The following is a 16,979-nucleotide window of genomic DNA, read 5'->3' on the forward strand; positions in this document are numbered from 1 at the left end:
TGGCTCGTCACATGGACGAGCGGGTGTCCTCCAGCGCCAGATCGACGAGCGCGCGCATGGCCGCGCTCGCCGCCTCGGGATCGCCGGCGACGATGGCGTCGCAGACCCTGGCGTGGTCGGGCACGGGATCGCGGGGCAGGGCTCGCGAGCGTTGCTTGAATTCGGTCGTCCAACTGACCGCGGCGCTGATACTGGCGCTCAGCGCCATCATCGCGCTGTTGTGCGTGGCGCTCAGCAGCGCATCGTGGAAGGCCCGGTCGGCCGCCCGGCCGGCCTCGGTCGCCAAGGTGTGGCGCCGCATCTTGGCCAAGGCGTCCTTCATCGCCTTGATGTCGTCCTTGTCGCGCCGTTCGGCGGCGAAGCGGGCGGCGGCCGGTTCGACCACGGCGCGCAGTTCGAACAGGTCGCGCACGAAGGCCAGGTCCGGCTCGGCCGAGAACGCCCAGGCCAGGACCGTGGGATCCAGGACGTTCCAGCGGCTGCGCGGCAGAACACGCGTGCCGGCCTTGGGGCGGCTTTCCACCAGACCCTTGGCCGTCAGCACCTGCACAGCCTCGCGATAGGCGCTGCGCGAGACGTCCAAGGCCGCTGCGTTGGCGATTTCGCCCGTCAGGGTTTCGCCTGGAGCGATCCGTCCCGAGACGATCGCTGTGCCCAGATAGTGCGCCACCGCGCCGCGCAGGCGACGACCCGACCCTTTCGTCGATCGTGGGATCAACGTTTCGTCCGGCGAGTCGGTTGGCGGCGACGTTGGATTGCGGGGCTGCATGCGTTGCAATAAGCGCAACCGAACCAGTCTTGGCAAGTTTGAGGCGCCTTCGGTTTACAGTCTTCGCGCTGGAGGCGCCGCCGACCTCGGTGGCGACCCGGGGGGCGTCATCGCCCCGCCGCCGCGTCCGGCCGGCCGTCGTGGGCGTAGACGCCCAGCAGCGCGCCGACGAAGCCGCCCGCGGTCTTTGTCGAGAGGATCGTTCCGTCCTCCCCGGCCTTCAGGGTCTTCCATTGGCCGGGCGCGAGCGCATAGGAAAAATCATAGAGGCCGCCGCGGGCGGTGATCTTCAGCCCGACCGGAGCGCCGGCCTTGAGCGTGACAGGCGCGCTGGCGACCTCGACGCCGCCGGCCGCATCCTTCGGACCGGCGCGGCGCTCGAGCACGATCTTGTCCTGACCGCCGGCGTCTCGGGTCACGCCCAAGAAGAAGTAGCAATTGTCGTTCTGGACGGCGACCATGCCGGCCTTGTCTCCGATGTGGCTCGGGGCAAAACGCATCTGGGTCGAGGCGCTGGCGTTGATATGCTGCTGGCGGCGACCCCAGAACGAGGGCTGGGTCATGCCCCCGATCGTTTCGGGGCGCGCCGTCAGGATCAGCTTTCCGCCGTCGAGCCGCCACCAGCGCTGCTGCGGAATCCGCATGGTGACCCAGCTGAGCGGCAAGGCCTGGCCGTTGAACTCCTCGCGAGCCGTGAAGGCGCCGGCGGTCGGCGGCGGCGTGGGGGTCGTCGCGGGCAGGGCGGGCTTGGCGTGGACGTAGGGGATGGTGGCGCCGTTCTCCAGGATGACCGGCCAGCCGTCCTTCCACTCCACCGGCAGCAGGAAGGTCTCGCGGCCGGTGTTGTAGAGATCGTCGCCATAGGGCCGCACCGCCAGGAACGTCGCCCACCACTTGCCGTCCGGCGTGTCGACCAGCGTGGCGTGTCCGGCCGAGGTGATCGGCAGCGGACGGTCCTTGGGAAGGCCCCGCTGGGTCAGGATCGGATTGTGCTCATAGGGAACGTACGGTCCCCAGGCGCTCTTCGAGCGCAGGACCACCTGGCTGTGGCCCTCGGCTGTGCCGCCCTCGGCGGCGACCAGATAGTACCAGCCGTCCTTCTTGAGGATGTGGGGCCCCTCGGGCCAGATCGGCTTGGCCGCCGGGTTGACGCCCTTGTCGAGCAGCAGCTTGCGCTCGCCGACGGTCTTCTGGGTCTTGACGTCGTAGCCGATCGCCCAGATGGCGCGGTGGCCGCTGTATTCCGGTGGTCCCGGAGGCTCGCCGTTGAAGACGATCAAGGCGCTGCCGTCGTCGTCGAAGAACAGATACGGATCGATGCCCTCCACGGCCGGCAGCCACACCGGATCCGACCAGGGCCCCTTGGGATCCTTGGCGGTGATCAGGAAGTTGCCGTCGCAATCGACGCAGGTGTTCAGAATATAGAAGACCCCGTCATGATGACTCAGCGTCGGCGCGAAGACCGCGCGCGACAGGCCCAGGCGCTTGAAGTCGAGCATGCCGGGGCGATCGATGGCGTTGCCGATCTGGTTCCAATGCACCAGATCGGTGGAGTGGAAGACCGGAAGTCCCGGGAACCAGGCGAAGGTCGAGCTGACGAAATAGAAATCCTTGCCGACCCGCATGACCGCCGGGTCGGGATAGGTCCCCTTGAGGATCGGGTTGGCGTACTGTGTCGCGGTCGGCTTGAACGCGGCGTCCGAAGGATCAGCGCCCGTATACTCAAACCATTCGAACGCCGCCTCCGGGCCGGCCGGTCGGCCCTCGGGCAGCGGCGCGCGCGCTTGGGCCGCGCCGGCGGCCAGAAGGAAAAGGGCAACGAGGCTTTGGCGGATCATCTAGCGTAGTCCCCTCCGACGCGCGCTTGAGCCGCGGCTGTTTTATGTCTGGCAAATCGCGCGACCGAGGCCCGTCTCAAGCCAGATAGAGGCATCCTAGCCAGCAAAAATCGCAAATGGTAGCGCTAACCTAAGAAAAAGGCGCCTTTGACTCTGGCAGTCCGCATTGGCTTGCGCCGGCTCGGTGTTTCCTTAGTTTGTCAGAGTAATGTGATGAAGTGGATCGGCGTGAGCCGCTCAGATCCGCTTGGATCGTCCGACTGTTTCTGATCACGCTTCGAGAGCCACATGACCCTGACACGCCGGTCCACGCTTGTCGCTCTTGGCGCCTCAACAGCCTTGGGCGGCGCCGTTGCCCGCGCCGAGACTCCCAAGACCTCGCCGTTGCGCCTCTGGTACCGCCAACCTGCAAAGGAATGGGTCGAAGCGCTGCCGCTCGGTTCAGGCAAGCTGGGCGCCATGGTGTTCGGCGGCGTGGCCACCGAACGGCTGCAGTTGAACGAAAACACGCTGTGGGCCGGCGGCCCCTATGATCCGGCCAATCCCGAGGCCCTGGCGGCGCTCCCGGAAATCCGCCGGCTGATTGACGCTGGCGAATACGCCAAGGCCACCGAGTTGGCTGACGCCAAGTTCATGGGTACGCCCAAGCGCCAAATGTCCTACCAGACGATCGGTGATCTCAAGCTCGACTTCCCCGGTCTGGCGGAAGCGAGCGACTATGTCCGGGACCTGGACCTCGACGGGGCGATCGCCACGACGACCTTCAGCGCCGGCGGCGTCCGCCATGTTCGCGAGGTGATCGCCAGCGCCCCCGACAGGGTGATTGCGGTGCGCCTGACCGCCAGCCGCAAGGGTGCGATCACCTTGAACCTCGGCTTCGCCAGTCCGCTGAAGTCCAATCCCGTCGCTTCGGTTGAAGGTCAGGCCCTGGTGCTGGCAGGCGTCAACGACAGCCAGCAAAGGGTCCCGGCCCGGCTGAAGTTCGAGTGTCGTGTCGAAGTCCGCGCCAAGGGCGGCCGGGTCAGCGGGGAGGGCGGCAGGCTCTCGGTGACCGGCGCTGACGAGGTGCTGCTGCTCGTCGCGGCCGCCACCAGTTACCGCCGCTACGACGACGTGTCCGGTGATCCGACGGCGCTCAACAGGGCGGCCCTCGCTCGGCTGGCCGACAAGTCCTGGGCCGAGCTGCTGGTCGACCACCAAGCCGATCACCGGTCCCTGTTCCGTCGCGTGGACATCGACTTCGGCCGCACGCGGGCCGATCTCCTACCGACCGATGAACGGATCAAGTCGTCTGCGACCACCGACGATCCGTCCCTGGCGGCGCTCTATTTCCAGTACGGCCGGTACTTGCTGATCGCCTGTTCGCGCCCGGGCGGACAACCGGCCAATCTGCAGGGCGTCTGGAACGACAAGACGTCCGCCCCCTGGGAAAGCAAGTACACGATCAACATCAACACCGAGATGAACTACTGGCCGGCCGAGCCGACCAATCTGCCGGAACTGGTCGAGCCGCTGATCGCGCTGGTGGCGGACCTCGCCCAGACCGGGGCGAAGACCGCCAGAACCATGTATGGCGCGCGCGGCTGGGTCGCCCACCACAATACCGACCTCTGGCGCGCCACCGCGCCCATCGATGGGGCGATCTACGGCGTCTGGCCGACCGGCGGCGCCTGGCTCTGCAAGCACGTCTTCGACCACTACGACTACAGTCGCGACGCGGCCTATCTGGCGCGAGTCTATCCCCTGATGAAGGGCTCGGCCCGGTTCTTCCTCGACACCCTGGTGGTCGACCCGAAGTTCGGCGTGCTGGTCACCAGTCCGTCGCTTTCGCCAGAGAACGATCACGGTCACGGCTCGTCCCTGGCGGCCGGTCCTACCATGGACCAGGCGATCATCCGAGACCTGTTCGACAACTGTTTGAAGGCCGAGGCGATCCTCGGGGCCGACGCGGCCTTCGTCGCCGAACTGAAGACGGCGCGCGACAAGCTGGCGCCCTACAAGATCGGCAAGGACGGCCAGCTCCAGGAATGGCAGGAGGACTGGGACAGCAAGGCGACGGATATCCACCACCGCCACGTCTCGCACCTGTACGGCCTGTTCCCCTCGGACCAGATCTCGATCGACACGACGCCGAAATTAGCGGCGGCCGCGAAGACCACGCTGGTGACGCGCGGCGACCTGTCCACCGGGTGGGCCATCGCTTGGCGTCTGAACCTGTGGTCGCGCCTCGGCGACGGCGACCATGCTCATGGGATCCTCAAACTGCTGCTCGGACCCGAGCGAACCTACCCGAACATGTTCGACGCTCACCCGCCGTTCCAGATCGACGGCAATTTCGGCGGGACCTCGGGCATGACCGAGATGGTCCTGCAAAGCCGCAACGATCGCCTCTATCTGTTGCCGGCCCTGCCGTCAGCCTGGCCCACGGGGCGCATGACGGGCCTGCGGGCGCGGGGCGCGGTCGACGTCGACATCCGCTGGGCGGGGGGCAGGCTGTCGGAGGCGGTGCTGACGGCCAAGGCCGACGGCCGCCACACCGTGGTCCACGCCGGCTCGACGCTCGACGTGACTCTAAAGGCTGGGGAAACGGCGCGCTTGATCCTCCGGGGCGGCGTCCTGACCCTGGCTGGACATGCGCGGGGCGGGTCCAGCCGCGCATCGTAAGGTCGCTCCACGGCCATCTCAAAGTGAATGGCGCGATCTGTCGACGGAGTCGCCATTTCCCAATGGCGACTCCGTCGGCTTCGATCTTCCCTAGAACTTGAAGCGCACCCCCGCGCGATACATGCGGCCGACCACGTCATAGAGGGCCGGGTTGGCGTAGTTCGGCGACTTGGCCGGATCCTCGTCGAACAGGTTGTCGATCTTGAAGTAGGCGGTCACGTCCTCACGGATGTTATAGGTTCCGCCGACGTCCACGTAGAAGGCGCCCGGCATGAAGTTGTCGTCGATCGTCGGGGCGTTGGCCGTGGAGATCGGGCACGAGCCGGCGGCGCAGACGACGTACTGCTCCCCGTAGGTGCCGTCGGTGAACCAACGCTCCTGCAGGGTCAGGCTGAACCGGTCGGTTTCGTAGGTCTGGATCGCCAGCCACTTCCAGTCGGGGGTGTTGCCCTGGTTCACGCCGGCGGAGTCGACCGGGATCGTGTTGGGCAGGCCCGTGTCGGTGAGGAACTCGCGGATATGGGTGGCCAGGGCGCGCAGGGTGAAGTTACCCGACAGACCCAGGGGCTGCTGCCAACGATAGCTGGCCTCGATGTCGAAGCCGCTGGTCTTGATCGACGCCAGGTTGAAGGACTGGACGTTGATGTAGTTGGGGCCGCTGGTGTTGTTGAGATTATAGGTCCCGCAGGTCTGCGGGAGGACGCCGCGATAGCAGTAGTCGACAATCTGAGCCGCGCCCAGGCTGGAAATGACGTCATCCAGCTTGATCGTGTAATAGTCGAAGGACGCGCTGAAGCCGGGCAGCCAGGGCGGGTTGGCCAGGACGACGCCGATCTGCTTGTTGCGCGCGATTTCGGGCGTCAGGTTGGGGTTTCCGACGGCGTTCTGGATGGCCACCACGTTCCTGTTGTTCGCGGGATCGAAGAAGTTGGGCAGGGTGGTGGTGACGGGCGCGGCGAACAGTTCCGACAGGTTCGGCGCGCGGACGTCCCGCGAGACCACGCCCCGCAGGCGCACGCCCTCGAGCGGCGTGTCCCAGGTGCCGCCGGCCTTCCAAGTCCAGACGGTGCCCGACGTGCTATAGTCGGTCACCCGCGCCGCGGCGTTGAAGTTGGCGCGTCCCAGGCTGTCGTTGTCGAACAGCGGCACATCGGTCTCGAGGTAGGCTTCCTTGACGTGGTAGGCGCCGTTGCCGTTCTTGTAGTTGCCGGCATGCCAGTTGTTGCCGACGGCGGCCAGGAGCGGGTCGGCCGGATACTCGCTGCTGTTGGGGCTGCGATCGGAGACGCCGGCGCCGTAGGGGTCGGCGCTGACGGTGTAGAACTCGCGGCGATATTCAGCGCCGAAGGCGATCGACAGCGGGCCGGCCCAGAGATCGACCGGGGCGCCCGAGAAGTTGGCGCTGACGACGTCCTGGGTCATGCGCAGGCGCTGGAACGGGCCGGCGGCAGGTTGGACATATTCCAGGGTCGAGGCCGAGGGCGGCTTGCCGCCGAAGATGTTCAGCGGCTGACAGCCGCTGGCCCGCGCCACCGGATCGGCGCAGACGATGGCGCCGTTCAGCGTGGTGGCCTGGATCGCCTGGTTGAAGCGCGGCGTCAGCAGGATGTGGTCGACGTCGATGGCCGTCTTGTTCACGCCGTGCTCGTAATAGGCGTCGTAGCTCCAGTCCTTGCTGAACATCCCGAACTTGCCCTTCAGGCCGCCGACCACCCGGTACAGGCGACGGTCCGTGTGAACCTTGGTGTTGGGCAGAACCGCATTGCTGACGCCGTACTGGAAGCTGGTCACGCCGGCGGTCGCGCAAGCGGCCTGGACCGAAGCCGGCACGTACGGGTTGGCGCACTGCATCGTCAGGCCCGTCTTGTTCATGCCGTTGACGGGCTGATTGCTGGTCTCGACCTGGCCGATGTTGAACGAGATGTAGGCCTCGTTGTTCTCGGCGAAGTCGTAACCGAGGCGGCCATAGCCCACCTTGCGCTCGATCTCCGACTGCAGCGTGCGGCCGCTGTCGACGTTGCCCGACAGGTCGCCGCCGATGCAGAAGCCGGGGAAGCAGCCGGTGACGGCGCCGCCGGCGGTCTTGGAGGGCACGCCGTTGGAGCCGTACTGGAACTGGAACGGCTGGCCGCTCTGGTCGAAGGCGATGCCCTGCAGCGGCCCGGCGGTGATCAGGCCGTACTTGGTGTAGGCGTAGGGCTGGGCGTAGTCGCGCATCACATATTGCGGCGAGCCGTCATTGGTGACGTTGCGATTGATCATCGTCGTCTGGGTGAACCAGTCGCGATCGCCGGCAAGGTCCAGGCCAAAGTTGCCGGCGCCGACGCCGTTCTCCTTGGCCCACTCCACGCTGCCGACCACGTGTACGCGGTCGCCGGCGAAGCTGCGGCCGCCGGCCAACTGCACCAGGCCCTGCTCATTGTCGCCGTAGGTCGAGATGCCCGCCTGGACGTTGCCCTTCAACCCGGTGAAACGGGTGTCGGTGATGAAGTTGACGACGCCGCCGACGGCGTCCGACCCGTAGGAGGCCGAGGCCCCGCCGTTCACGACGTCGACGCGCTGGACCAGAAGCTGCGGGAACAGGCTGACGTCGGTGACGCCGGTGTAGTAGGCCCCGACCACGCGCTGTCCGTCGAGCAGGGTCAGGGTGCGGATGGTGCCCAGGCCGCGAAGCGAGAACGAACTGAGGCCCTGTTGGCCGCTTGAGGTGCTGAAGGTGTTCGTCGCCGAACCGCTCGAGCCCTGCAGCGACGGCAACTGAACGATGGTGGCGAAGATGTTGGGTTGGGCGTTGTTCTGGATCTCATCCTCGCCGATCACCGAGGTCGGCGTCGGGGCGGTGAAGCCGGTGCTCTGGATGCGCGTTCCCGTGACGATGATCTCGCTGACTGTGGCTGTCTCAGGCTTGGCCGCGGCCGCGGGATCCACGGCCTGGGCCAGCGCCGGCCCAGCGATAAAGCTGGCGAGCAGGGCGGCCGCGCCGGCCGAGCGGAAAGCGTCGCGCCTTATTTGACGGAGCAAAGGGCTCCTGACGGTCGAGGCCGCCGCCTTTTCCTGATGCGAACCGTCAACGTTCCCGGCGTGCGGGCTCGAAGGCTCGATGACCTGTGAAAACATGTCCATTCCCTCCCAAGCGCCGTTGGCCGGCGCGATTGACGCTTCCGCGGGCGTTCACCCGTTGCGATGGTAGCGTTATCCTAAAATTGGGTAGGTCTGCTGCTCCAGGAAGTCAATACTCCGACATAATAACGTTGCGGCTGACGCGGCCTTCGGTGGCTAACGGTCAAAACGTCACTTTTCCCGCTCGGACCGAGCCCGAACCACCCGTGATGGGCGGCCCATGGCGTAACGCTTGGGTGGTAACGTTATCGGCGTGTCAGGTGGGCGACGCGGCGTCGGTCTGTCCGACTAGCGAGGCTGGGAGGTCGACAGGCGGGTGATGATCTCGTGATCGAGGACGCGGTCGCGTCCGGCGCTCACGGGTTCGCCACCGGCGATCTGAGCGGCCAGCAGGCCAAGCGCCTCGGCCGCGAGCTTGCGGACGGGCTGATGGACCGTGGTCAGGGGCGGCCAGAGGGTGACCGCGGCCGGGGTGTCGTCAAATCCGACGACGGTCAGTTCTCCCGGCACGTCGAGGTGGCGGCGATGGGCGACGGACACCGCGGCGGCGGCCATGTCATCGTTGCTGGCGAAGATCGCCGTCGGCGGCGGCGCCGCATCGAGCAACTGCTCGGCGGCGGCCAGCCCGGAGGTGAAGCTGAAATCGCCCTGGGCGATCGCCGTCATCACGCCGTCGGCTTCGCGCACCGCCGAATAGAAGCCGGCCAGACGTTCGGCGCTCGCCGCCTGGTCCGGATTGCCCAGGATGAATCCGAGGCGGCGATGGCCCAGGGCGATCAGTTCGCGCGTCATTTCGTAGGCGGCCCGGCGGTCGTCGATACGCACGCAGATCGCGCCCTCGACGGCGTAGGCGCCGACGGCCGCCATGGGCAGCCCCGCCTTGCCGAGCGCCTCGATCACGGCGGGGGACTCGCCCAGCGGCGGCGCCAGGATCACGCCGGAAACGCCGGACGCGATCAGGCGTTTCAGCGCCGCGGCCTCGGGAGGGCGTCCGCCTTGCCCCCCTTTGAGCAGGACCAGGTGGGCTCCGCGTGTCGAGGCCTCCTCGTACACGCCCGTCAGGAAATCGCTCATGAAAGCGGCGCTGGGGTTGGAGTAAATCACGCCGATCCTGAGTTCGGCGGAGGTCACCAGGCTGCGCGCGGCGACATTGGGCGTATACCCCAGAGCCTGAATGGCCGCTTCCACCATCGCGCGAGCCTCGGGTCCAACACCCGGACGTGCGTTGATCACGCGCGAAACGGTCATCGGCGACACGCCCGCCTCAGCCGCGACGTCGAGAATGGTTGGGCGACCGCCCCCAGCATTCCTTGCCAATACGTCCCCCGTCCTAGCCGCTTTAGAAGCTACCTAATCCATCGCGCACCTGACGCAATCGACGACCGCGCGCGATGCGCGTCCGCATCGCGGTATACGACGGTTGGCCTCCAGCGCAGCGTTCCTTCCGTCAATCGGCCAAGGTTTCCCTTTAAGCCAATGGTCTTGTGAGTTGGCGTTCAAGGCTTGTGGGGAGGATATGGCCCGACAAGCATACAGTTAGAATTCAAACCATTGCGAACCCGTGGCCGCCGGCCGCCGCGAAGCGACGGAGATCCAGGGGGACGCTCTTGCCGTGGAGCGAAGGTCATGAGGACGTCAGATCCAAAGAGGCCCGCCTCCTTCTCCGCCCTGTCGACTTCACGATCGTTCCGACGTCGCTCCGATCGACGCGTCGGCTTTGTTGGCCCGAAAATTGTAATTGACGAGACTGTTTCATAGGCATACTAATTTCATAACAAATAAGATGGGAGGCGGCGGCCGGCATGGAGGAGATCACCGCCTTCGGCGTGCTCGGCGAGCGGCTGGGTCTGCAACTGCACCATGCCGACGTGCGGGCCATGGCGGGTCTGTCCGAGCGCCTCTCGCCGTTGGGCGTCACCCCCGCCCGGGCCACCGCCATCGTCTATATCGGTCTGAACGAAGGCTGCGACCAGATCACCTTGGGCCGCGCCCTGGGCGTCAATCGCGCCAGCACGATGAAGGCGGTCGACGAGCTGGAGGCCCTGGGCGCCATCGAGCGCCGTCCAGGCCGTGACCGCCGCACGAACGCCCTGCACCTGACCTCGGCCGGCCGCGACCTGCGCGGCGCGATCGAGAAGGTGACCCTGGAACATGATCAGGCCGCCTTCGCCCCGCTCTCGGCCGATGAACGGGCCGAGCTGCGCCGCCTGCTGACCAAGCTGCGACACAAGGCGGTGACCGGATCCCCGACCGGCGCCGCCGCCCCCATCATGACGAGCGGGCCCAAGGTGCCCGCCGCGCCTCGAAAGGACTGATCATGAGCACTGCTGACATCCTGACCAAGCCCGCCACCTTCGAGCGATTGAACCCGGTCACCGGCGCCGTCGCCACCACCTCGGCGGCCATGACCGTCGCCCAGGCTGAGGCCGCGGCCGACGCCGCCCAGGCCGCCTTCGCCGGCTGGAGCGCCTTGGGCCCCAACGCCCGCCGCGCCTTCCTGACCAAGGCCGCCGACGCCCTGGAGTCCAAGGCCGCGGTCTTCGTCGACGCGATGATGGGCGAAATCGGCGCCACCGAGGGCTGGGCCCGCTTCAACCTGATGCTGGCCGTCGGCATCGTCCGCGAGGCCGCCGCCCTGACCACCCAGATCTCCGGCGAGGTGATCCCCTCCGACAAACCCGGCTGCATCGCCATGGCCGTGCGCGAGCCGGCCGGGGTGGTGCTGGGCATCGCGCCCTGGAACGCGCCGATCATCCTGGGGGTCCGCGCCATCGCCACGCCCCTGGCCTGCGGCAACACCGTGGTGCTGAAGGCCTCCGAGACCTGCCCCCGCACCCACGGCCTGATCATCGAGGCCTTCGCCGAGGCGGGTCTGCCGCCGGGCGTGGTCAATGTGGTGACCAACACGCCCGCCGACGCTCCGGCCATCGTCGGCGCCTTGATCGACCACCCGGCCGTGCGCCGCGTGAACTTCACCGGCTCGACCCCCGTCGGCAAGATCATCGCCAAGCGCTGCGCCGAGCACCTCAAGCCGGTGCTGCTGGAGTTAGGCGGCAAGGCGCCGCTGATCGTGCTCGACGACGCCGACCTGGATGAGGCCGTCAAGGCCGCCGCCTTCGGCGCGTTCATGAACCAGGGCCAGATCTGCATGTCGACCGAGCGGATCATCGTGGTCGACGCCGTGGCCGACGCCTTCGTCGAGAAGTTCAAGGCCAAGGTCGGGACCCTGGCCGTCGGCGATCCGCGCGAGGGCAAGACGCCGCTGGGCGCGGTGGTCGATCTGAAGACCGTCGCCCACGTGGAGAGCCTGATCGCGGACGCGATCGCGGCCGGCGCCGTGGCGGTCAACGGCGGCGCCGCCAACGGCGTGCTGATGCCGGCCACCGTTGTCGACAAGGTCACGCCCCAGATGAAGCTGTTCCGCGAGGAGAGCTTTGGTCCCGTGGTCGGCGTGATCCGAGCCCGCGATGAAGCCCACGCGATCGAACTGGCCAACGACACAGAATACGGCCTGTCGGCGGCGGTCTTCACCCGTGACACCGCCCGCGGCCTGCGCGTGGCGCGCCAGATCAAGTCGGGCATCTGCCACGTCAACGGTCCCACCGTGCATGACGAGGCCCAGATGCCGTTCGGCGGGGTCAAGGCCTCCGGCTACGGCCGCTTCGGCGGCAAGGCGGGCATCGAGGCCTTCACCGATCTGCGCTGGATCACCATCGAGACCCAGCCCGGCCACTTCCCCATCTGACGCTTCGCCGCGTCTTCCTCCCCCTGTTTGTTCAAGGACCGGTCATGACCGAGATCAACGACACCGCCACCTTCACGGTCGAGAACCGCATCGCCTGGGTGAAATTCAACCGTCCCGAAAAGCGCAACTGCATGAGCCCCAAGCTCAATCAGCGCATGGGCGAGATTCTCGATGAGCTGGAATATCGCGACGACGTCGGCGTGCTGGTGCTGACCGGCGAGGGCACGGCCTGGTCGGCGGGCATGGACCTGAAGGAGTACTTCCGCGAGACCGAGGCCAAGGGTCTGGGCGCGGTGCGCCAGGCTCAACGTGAGTCCTACGGTTGGTGGCGGCGCCTGCGCTGGTACCAGAAGCCGACCATCGCCATGGTCAACGGCTGGTGCTTCGGCGGCGGCTACGGCCCGCTGTTCGGCTGCGATCTGGCCTTCGCGGCCGAGGAGGCGCAGTTCGGCCTGTCGGAGATCAACTGGGGCATCCTGCCGGGCGGCGGAGCGACCAAGGTGGTCGTCGAGCTGCTGTCGATGCGCGACGCGATGTACCACGCGATGATGGGCGAGAACATCGACGGCAAGAAGGCCGCCGAGTGGAAGCTGGTCAACGAGGCCGTGCCGCTGGAGCGCTTGAAGGAACGGGTGACCGAGGTGGCCAACGTCCTGCTCAAGAAGAACCCGGTGGCGCTCAAGGCCACCAAGGACGCCGTCCGCCGGGTGGGCGACATGACCTACGACAATGCGGAGGACTATCTGGTCCGCCTGCAGGAGGCGGCCAATTCCTACGACGACCATGGTCGCAAGGAAGGCATCAAACAGTTCATCGACGACAAGACTTACAAGCCCGGCCTGGGCGCCTACGATCTGGCCAAACAGAGCTGAGACGAGGCGAGGGAGGAAACAGCGAAGGGAAGGGGCCCATGAGCGGTGCGATCGATCACGTCGGCCTGCAGGCGCGACTCCAGCCCCAACGCCTGGCCGCCGTCGATCTGGCCAGCGGTTGGCGCTGGACCTACGCCGAACTGGACGCGGCCGTGGCGCGCTGTGTCCGGGTGCTGGTCGAGCGCGGTGTGGGCGTTGGCGAGCGCGTCGTCAGCCTGGCCCATAACCGCGTCGAGCTGGCGATCCTGCATCTGGCCTGCGCCCGGACCGGCGCGATCTACGTGCCGCTGAACTGGCGCCTGAGCTCGGCCGAGATCCTGACCCTGGTCGAGGACGCCAAGCCCAGGCTGGTGGTCGGCGACCAGGAGCTGGGGCGCGTCGGGCTGGACGGCCTGTCGATCGACCTGCTGGCGGGCGAGATCGAGGTGGCCGACCCGCTGGACCTGGGGCCGATCGACCGCGACCGGCCCTCGCTGATCCTCTACACCTCCGGCACCTCGGGAAAGCCCAAGGGCGTCTTGCTGAGCGAGCGCAATCTCGACCAGACCGCGATCAATTTCGGCCGATTGGGGCGGGTGACCCACGACAGCGTCTTCCTCAACGACGCGCCGATGTTCCACGTCATCGGCCTGGTGACCTGCGTGCGGCCGCCGCTGCTGCATGGTGGGACCATTCTGGTCTCCGACGGCTTCGAGCCGGGGCGGACGCTGGCCCGGCTGGGCGATCCGGACCTGAAGGCGACCCACTATTTCGGCGTGCCGCAGATGGCCCAGGCCCTGCGCAACCATCCGACCTATGAGCCCGAGCGCCTGCGCGGGCTGACGGCGATCTTCACCGGCGGCGCGCCGCACCCGGCCGCCGACATCCGCGCCTGGCTGGCCGACGGGATCCCAGTGGTCGACGGCTTCGGCATGAGCGAGGCCGGGACGGTGTTCGGCATGCCGGTCGACATCGCCCAGATCGACGCCCGGGCCGGGGCGGCGGGCGTGGCCATGCCCGGCGTCGCCAGCCGCATCGTCGACGCCGAGGGACAGGACTGCCCGCCCGGCGCGGCCGGCGAGCTTCTGCTGAAGGGCGAGAACGTGTTTCGCGCCTATTGGCGGCGGCCGGACGAGACCGCCAAGGCGTTCACCGCCGACGGCTGGTTCCGCACCGGCGACATCGCCCTGGCCGACGCCGAAGGGTTCCATTGGCTGGTCGACCGCAAGAAGGACATGTTCATCTCGGGCGGCGAGAACGTCTATCCGGCCGAGATCGAGGCGGCCCTGGCCGGTCATCCCGACATCGCCGAGTGCGCGGTCGTCGGCCTGCCCGACAACCGCTGGGGCGAGATCGGACACCTGGTGGTGGTGCTGAGGGCCGGCCGCGTCCTAAGCCACGCCGAGGTCCTGGCTCACCTGGAGCCCCGCCTGGCGCGCTACAAATTGCCCAAGCTCACCACGGTGATGGACGCCTTGCCGCGCACCGGCTCGGGAAAGGTCCAGAAGGGCGTGCTCCGCGACCTCCTGCTAGAGCACACGGCGGTCTAGGCTTCCCGGCGGATCGACCCAAGTCGCCGCCGGCCGAGCCATGGCGATGTCGGCTTCGGCGCGACGGTGGTGGGCAGCATGACCGGGTCCCTGCTGGCCGGTGGGATCAGCGACACGGTGGCGGGCAGCGGTTCCCGGCGACCCTATTCCGAGACGTCCACGAAGCAGCTCTTGTAGACCTTGTCGAGCAGCCGCAGGAGAACGTCCTGTTCCTCGGCCGACAGGCTGGCGTGAGCCTTGGCTTCATTTCGGCGAACCAGGATCGCCATCTGATCGAGGGCTTCCTGGCCCTTGGGCGTGACGAACAACAGATGGCGACGCCGGTCCGTCGTCGAGCGCTGGCGGCGGGTCCAGCCCTTGGCTTCCATGTTGTCGAGCACGGCCACGATGGTGGCCTTGTCGAAGCCGACTTCGCGCGCCAGGGTCTTTTGCGACAGGCCTGGATTGGCGGCGACCAGGGCCAGGCTCGAAAACACGCCCGGACGCAAGTCGTCCTGATTGAGAAGGGCGGTGAAGGATCGGGACAGATGGTTCTGGATGCGCCGGATACGGAACCCGATGATCTCGTCCAAGATGCCGAGATTGATTTCGCCCTTAGGCTCGTCCTGGATGTCCGAAGGCGGGGTTTTGACGTTCGAAGTCATGATCTTACGAGAGGCTCGCCCATTGCGCGAGACTTCCTTGTCCGTTCGATCCGCCGGGGTCAATGACTGTTGTCGGCGGCGGCGAAGGTCACCCGCTCGCCGTCCACCTCACGCGTGATCGGACCCTGCAGGCCCGGCTACGGGCCGAGTGGGCGCGGACTGCGGGCTCTGCGGCAAGCCGGCCTGGCACGTCGAGCGCAAGGGCGTGAACTAGGGCGAATGCGGGCGCGGCGTCGGTCGTCAGCCCGCCTCGCCCAGTTCGGCCAGGATTTCCGAGGCTTCGGTGAAGGCGGTGTTGGCGGCGGGGACGCCGGCATAGATCGCCGTCTGCATCAGCACCTCCTTCAGCTCATCACGCGTGAAGCCGCCCTGTTCCAGGCCGGCGCGGACGTGCAGGCGAAACTCCTCCCAGCGCGCCAGGCTGGCGCAGATGGCCAGCACCAGCAGGCGGCGGGTGCGATGGTCCAGGCCCGGTCGGCCCCAGATCTCGTTCCAGGCGTAACGGGTGATCATCGCCTGGTAGTCGGCCGTGAAGTCGGTGCGCTTGGCCAGGGACTTGTCGACCCAGGCGTCGCCCAGCACCTTGCGCCGGGTTTTCAGGCCGGCCTCGAACAGGGTGTCCTCGGCGTCGCGGGCCGCGGTCCCGCCCAACGCCTCGCGGACGAAGCCCCGCACCGCGCCGGCGAAGGCCGTCGGAGCTTCCAGGCTGGGCAGATGCGCACCGTCGATCTCGACATGCCGGGCGCCGGGAATGGCGGCGACGATCCGCTCGGCGTGACCCTCGAAGGGTGAGGCGACATCCTTGGCGCCGGTGATCACCAGGGTCGGCGCGGTGATGGCCGGCAGGCGCTCCAGCAAGGCCATGTCGCGGATCGCCGCCCCGCAGCCGCAATAGCCGTCGGGATTCTGGGCGACCATGCCGGCGCGCACGGTCTCGACCGCCTCGGGGTGTTGGGCGCGGAAGGCGTTGGAGAAGAAGCGACCCAACACCATCTCGACGATCGCGCCGAGCCCCTCGGCGCGGATCAGGGCCAGGCGCTGGTCCCAGACCGTCGGATCCAGGGCCGGGGAGGTGCAGGCCAGAACCAGGGCTTCGACGCGCTCGGGCGCCTTTGGGGCCAGGGCCATGGCGATCATGCCGCCCAGCGAGGTGCCGCAGATCGTCGCCTTGGCGATCCCCGCCGCGTCCATCACCGCCAGCACATCGTCGGCCAGGAGGTCGAGGCTGTAGTCCCCGGCCGGCGCATCCGAGGCCCCGTGGCCCCGCGTGTCGATCCGCAGGACCCGGAAGTCGGGCGTCAGCAGCGGGATGACGGGATCGTAGAGGGAAAGGTCCGTGCCGATCGAGGTCAGCAAGACCAGGGCGGGTTTGTCGGCCGCGCCATCCAGCCGCCAGTAGATGCGAGCGCCTTGGGAGAGGGCGAAGGGCATCAGCGATCCTTTCGGCAGGCTGCGAGGGCGCGGGCGACCAGCGCCTCGGACTCGCCGACGTCGGTTCCGACGTCGGCGGCGGCGAGATTGGCGGCCATGCGGTCGGCGTCGACCTCCAGCCCTTCGATGACCGGAGCCATGGCCGCCAGGGCGCCGTGGGTCAGTTGGAACAGGTCGGCCAGCGCCGGCCCCTCAACCTGCCAGCCGCCCAGGCCGCGCTCGTGTTCCTGGGGCAGGGCCGACAGGAGCGTGGCGGCCAGGTGCGGCGCGCGCAGGGCGGCCGACAGGGCGACCTGACAACTGGTGGGATTGCGCTTGTGGGACATGGCGGACGAGCCGCCGCGACCTGCGACGCGGGGTTCGAAGG

11 protein-coding genes and 1 pseudogene are annotated in these 16,979 nt (G+C 67.6%); 5 read left to right on the forward strand and 7 right to left on the reverse strand.

The genetic code is table 11. The annotated features are described in order from the left end of the window. Positions 1-7: 7 nt before the first annotated feature. Together WAL33_RS00410 and WAL33_RS00415 are read right to left on the reverse strand one after the other, a co-directional pair. Positions 8-769 (reverse strand): FadR/GntR family transcriptional regulator, encoded by a 762-nt coding sequence (locus WAL33_RS00410; protein ID WP_422177404.1) that lies wholly within the window; start codon positions 767-769, stop codon positions 8-10. A gap of 107 nt (positions 770-876) precedes the next feature. After that, positions 877-2,607, reverse strand: a complete 1,731-nt coding sequence (locus tag WAL33_RS00415) for a glycoside hydrolase family 43 protein (protein WP_422177406.1) — start codon at positions 2,605-2,607, stop codon at positions 877-879. A 288-nt stretch (positions 2,608-2,895) separates the two neighbouring features. Between WAL33_RS00415 and WAL33_RS00420 the strand changes: the two genes are divergently transcribed. Beyond that, positions 2,896-5,271, forward strand: a complete 2,376-nt coding sequence (locus tag WAL33_RS00420; RefSeq protein ID WP_422177408.1) for a glycoside hydrolase family 95 protein — start codon at positions 2,896-2,898, stop codon at positions 5,269-5,271. A 90-nt stretch (positions 5,272-5,361) separates the two neighbouring features. Here the strand turns inward: WAL33_RS00420 and WAL33_RS00425 are convergent, their stop codons facing one another. Beyond that, the gene (locus WAL33_RS00425) at positions 5,362-8,388 is read right to left on the reverse strand and encodes a TonB-dependent receptor plug domain-containing protein (RefSeq protein ID WP_422177410.1); all 3,027 of its coding nucleotides are present in this window, start codon (positions 8,386-8,388) and stop codon (positions 5,362-5,364) included. Positions 8,389-8,679: 291 nt separating this feature from the next. Then, entirely contained in the window at positions 8,680-9,675 is a 996-nt protein-coding gene (locus WAL33_RS00430) for a LacI family DNA-binding transcriptional regulator (protein ID WP_422177428.1), read from the reverse strand. Between the two features lie 518 nt (positions 9,676-10,193). Between WAL33_RS00430 and WAL33_RS00435 the strand changes: the two genes are divergently transcribed. Genes WAL33_RS00435 through WAL33_RS00450 form a run of 4 tightly spaced genes read left to right on the forward strand, consistent with a single transcriptional unit; the run spans position 10,194 to position 14,537 of the window. Continuing rightward, a complete protein-coding gene (locus tag WAL33_RS00435; protein ID WP_422177412.1) occupies positions 10,194-10,706 on the forward strand; it encodes a MarR family winged helix-turn-helix transcriptional regulator in 513 nt (170 codons plus the stop codon). Positions 10,707-10,708: 2 nt separating this feature from the next. Further along, on the forward strand, positions 10,709-12,136 hold the full coding sequence (locus tag WAL33_RS00440) for an aldehyde dehydrogenase (protein WP_422177414.1): 1,428 nt from the start codon (positions 10,709-10,711) through the stop codon (positions 12,134-12,136). A 44-nt stretch (positions 12,137-12,180) separates the two neighbouring features. Then, a complete protein-coding gene (locus WAL33_RS00445) occupies positions 12,181-13,008 on the forward strand; it encodes a p-hydroxycinnamoyl CoA hydratase/lyase (protein ID WP_422177416.1) in 828 nt (275 codons plus the stop codon). A gap of 38 nt (positions 13,009-13,046) precedes the next feature. Further along, complete coding sequence (locus WAL33_RS00450; RefSeq protein ID WP_422177418.1) at positions 13,047-14,537, forward strand: AMP-binding protein; 1,491 nt, start codon at positions 13,047-13,049, stop codon at positions 14,535-14,537. A 143-nt stretch (positions 14,538-14,680) separates the two neighbouring features. Here WAL33_RS00450 and WAL33_RS00455 read toward each other — a convergent pair whose 3' ends face one another. From WAL33_RS00455 to WAL33_RS00465, 3 genes and pseudogenes are all read right to left on the reverse strand, one after another. Then, on the reverse strand, positions 14,681-15,181 hold the full coding sequence (locus WAL33_RS00455) for a MarR family winged helix-turn-helix transcriptional regulator (RefSeq protein WP_422177420.1): 501 nt from the start codon (positions 15,179-15,181) through the stop codon (positions 14,681-14,683). A 240-nt stretch (positions 15,182-15,421) separates the two neighbouring features. Beyond that, complete coding sequence (gene pcaD / locus WAL33_RS00460) at positions 15,422-16,612, reverse strand: 3-oxoadipate enol-lactonase (RefSeq protein ID WP_422177422.1); 1,191 nt, start codon at positions 16,610-16,612, stop codon at positions 15,422-15,424. Then, a pseudogene (locus tag WAL33_RS00465) lies at positions 16,612-16,979 on the reverse strand (3-carboxy-cis,cis-muconate cycloisomerase); the annotation flags it as partial. The gene pcaD and the pseudogene WAL33_RS00465, both read right to left, overlap by 1 nt.

Origin of the sequence: Caulobacter sp. (assembly GCF_049283275.1) — a bacterium.
GTDB lineage: Bacteria > Pseudomonadota > Alphaproteobacteria > Caulobacterales > Caulobacteraceae > Caulobacter.

Excerpts from the sequence above, each read along its gene's own strand:
- WAL33_RS00410 (WP_422177404.1), bottom strand. The coding sequence starts at position 769 with ATGCAGCCCCGCAATCCAACGTCGCCGCCAACCGACTCGCCGGACGAA.
- WAL33_RS00415 (WP_422177406.1), bottom strand. The coding sequence starts at position 2,607 with ATGATCCGCCAAAGCCTCGTTGCCCTTTTCCTTCTGGCCGCCGGCGCG.
- WAL33_RS00420 (WP_422177408.1), top strand. The coding sequence starts at position 2,896 with ATGACCCTGACACGCCGGTCCACGCTTGTCGCTCTTGGCGCCTCAACA.
- WAL33_RS00425 (WP_422177410.1), bottom strand. The coding sequence starts at position 8,388 with ATGTTTTCACAGGTCATCGAGCCTTCGAGCCCGCACGCCGGGAACGTT.
- WAL33_RS00435 (WP_422177412.1), top strand. The coding sequence starts at position 10,194 with ATGGAGGAGATCACCGCCTTCGGCGTGCTCGGCGAGCGGCTGGGTCTG.
- WAL33_RS00440 (WP_422177414.1), top strand. The coding sequence starts at position 10,709 with ATGAGCACTGCTGACATCCTGACCAAGCCCGCCACCTTCGAGCGATTG.
- WAL33_RS00445 (WP_422177416.1), top strand. The coding sequence starts at position 12,181 with ATGACCGAGATCAACGACACCGCCACCTTCACGGTCGAGAACCGCATC.
- WAL33_RS00450 (WP_422177418.1), top strand. The coding sequence starts at position 13,047 with ATGAGCGGTGCGATCGATCACGTCGGCCTGCAGGCGCGACTCCAGCCC.
- WAL33_RS00455 (WP_422177420.1), bottom strand. The coding sequence starts at position 15,181 with ATGACTTCGAACGTCAAAACCCCGCCTTCGGACATCCAGGACGAGCCT.
- pcaD (WP_422177422.1), bottom strand. The coding sequence starts at position 16,612 with ATGCCCTTCGCCCTCTCCCAAGGCGCTCGCATCTACTGGCGGCTGGAT.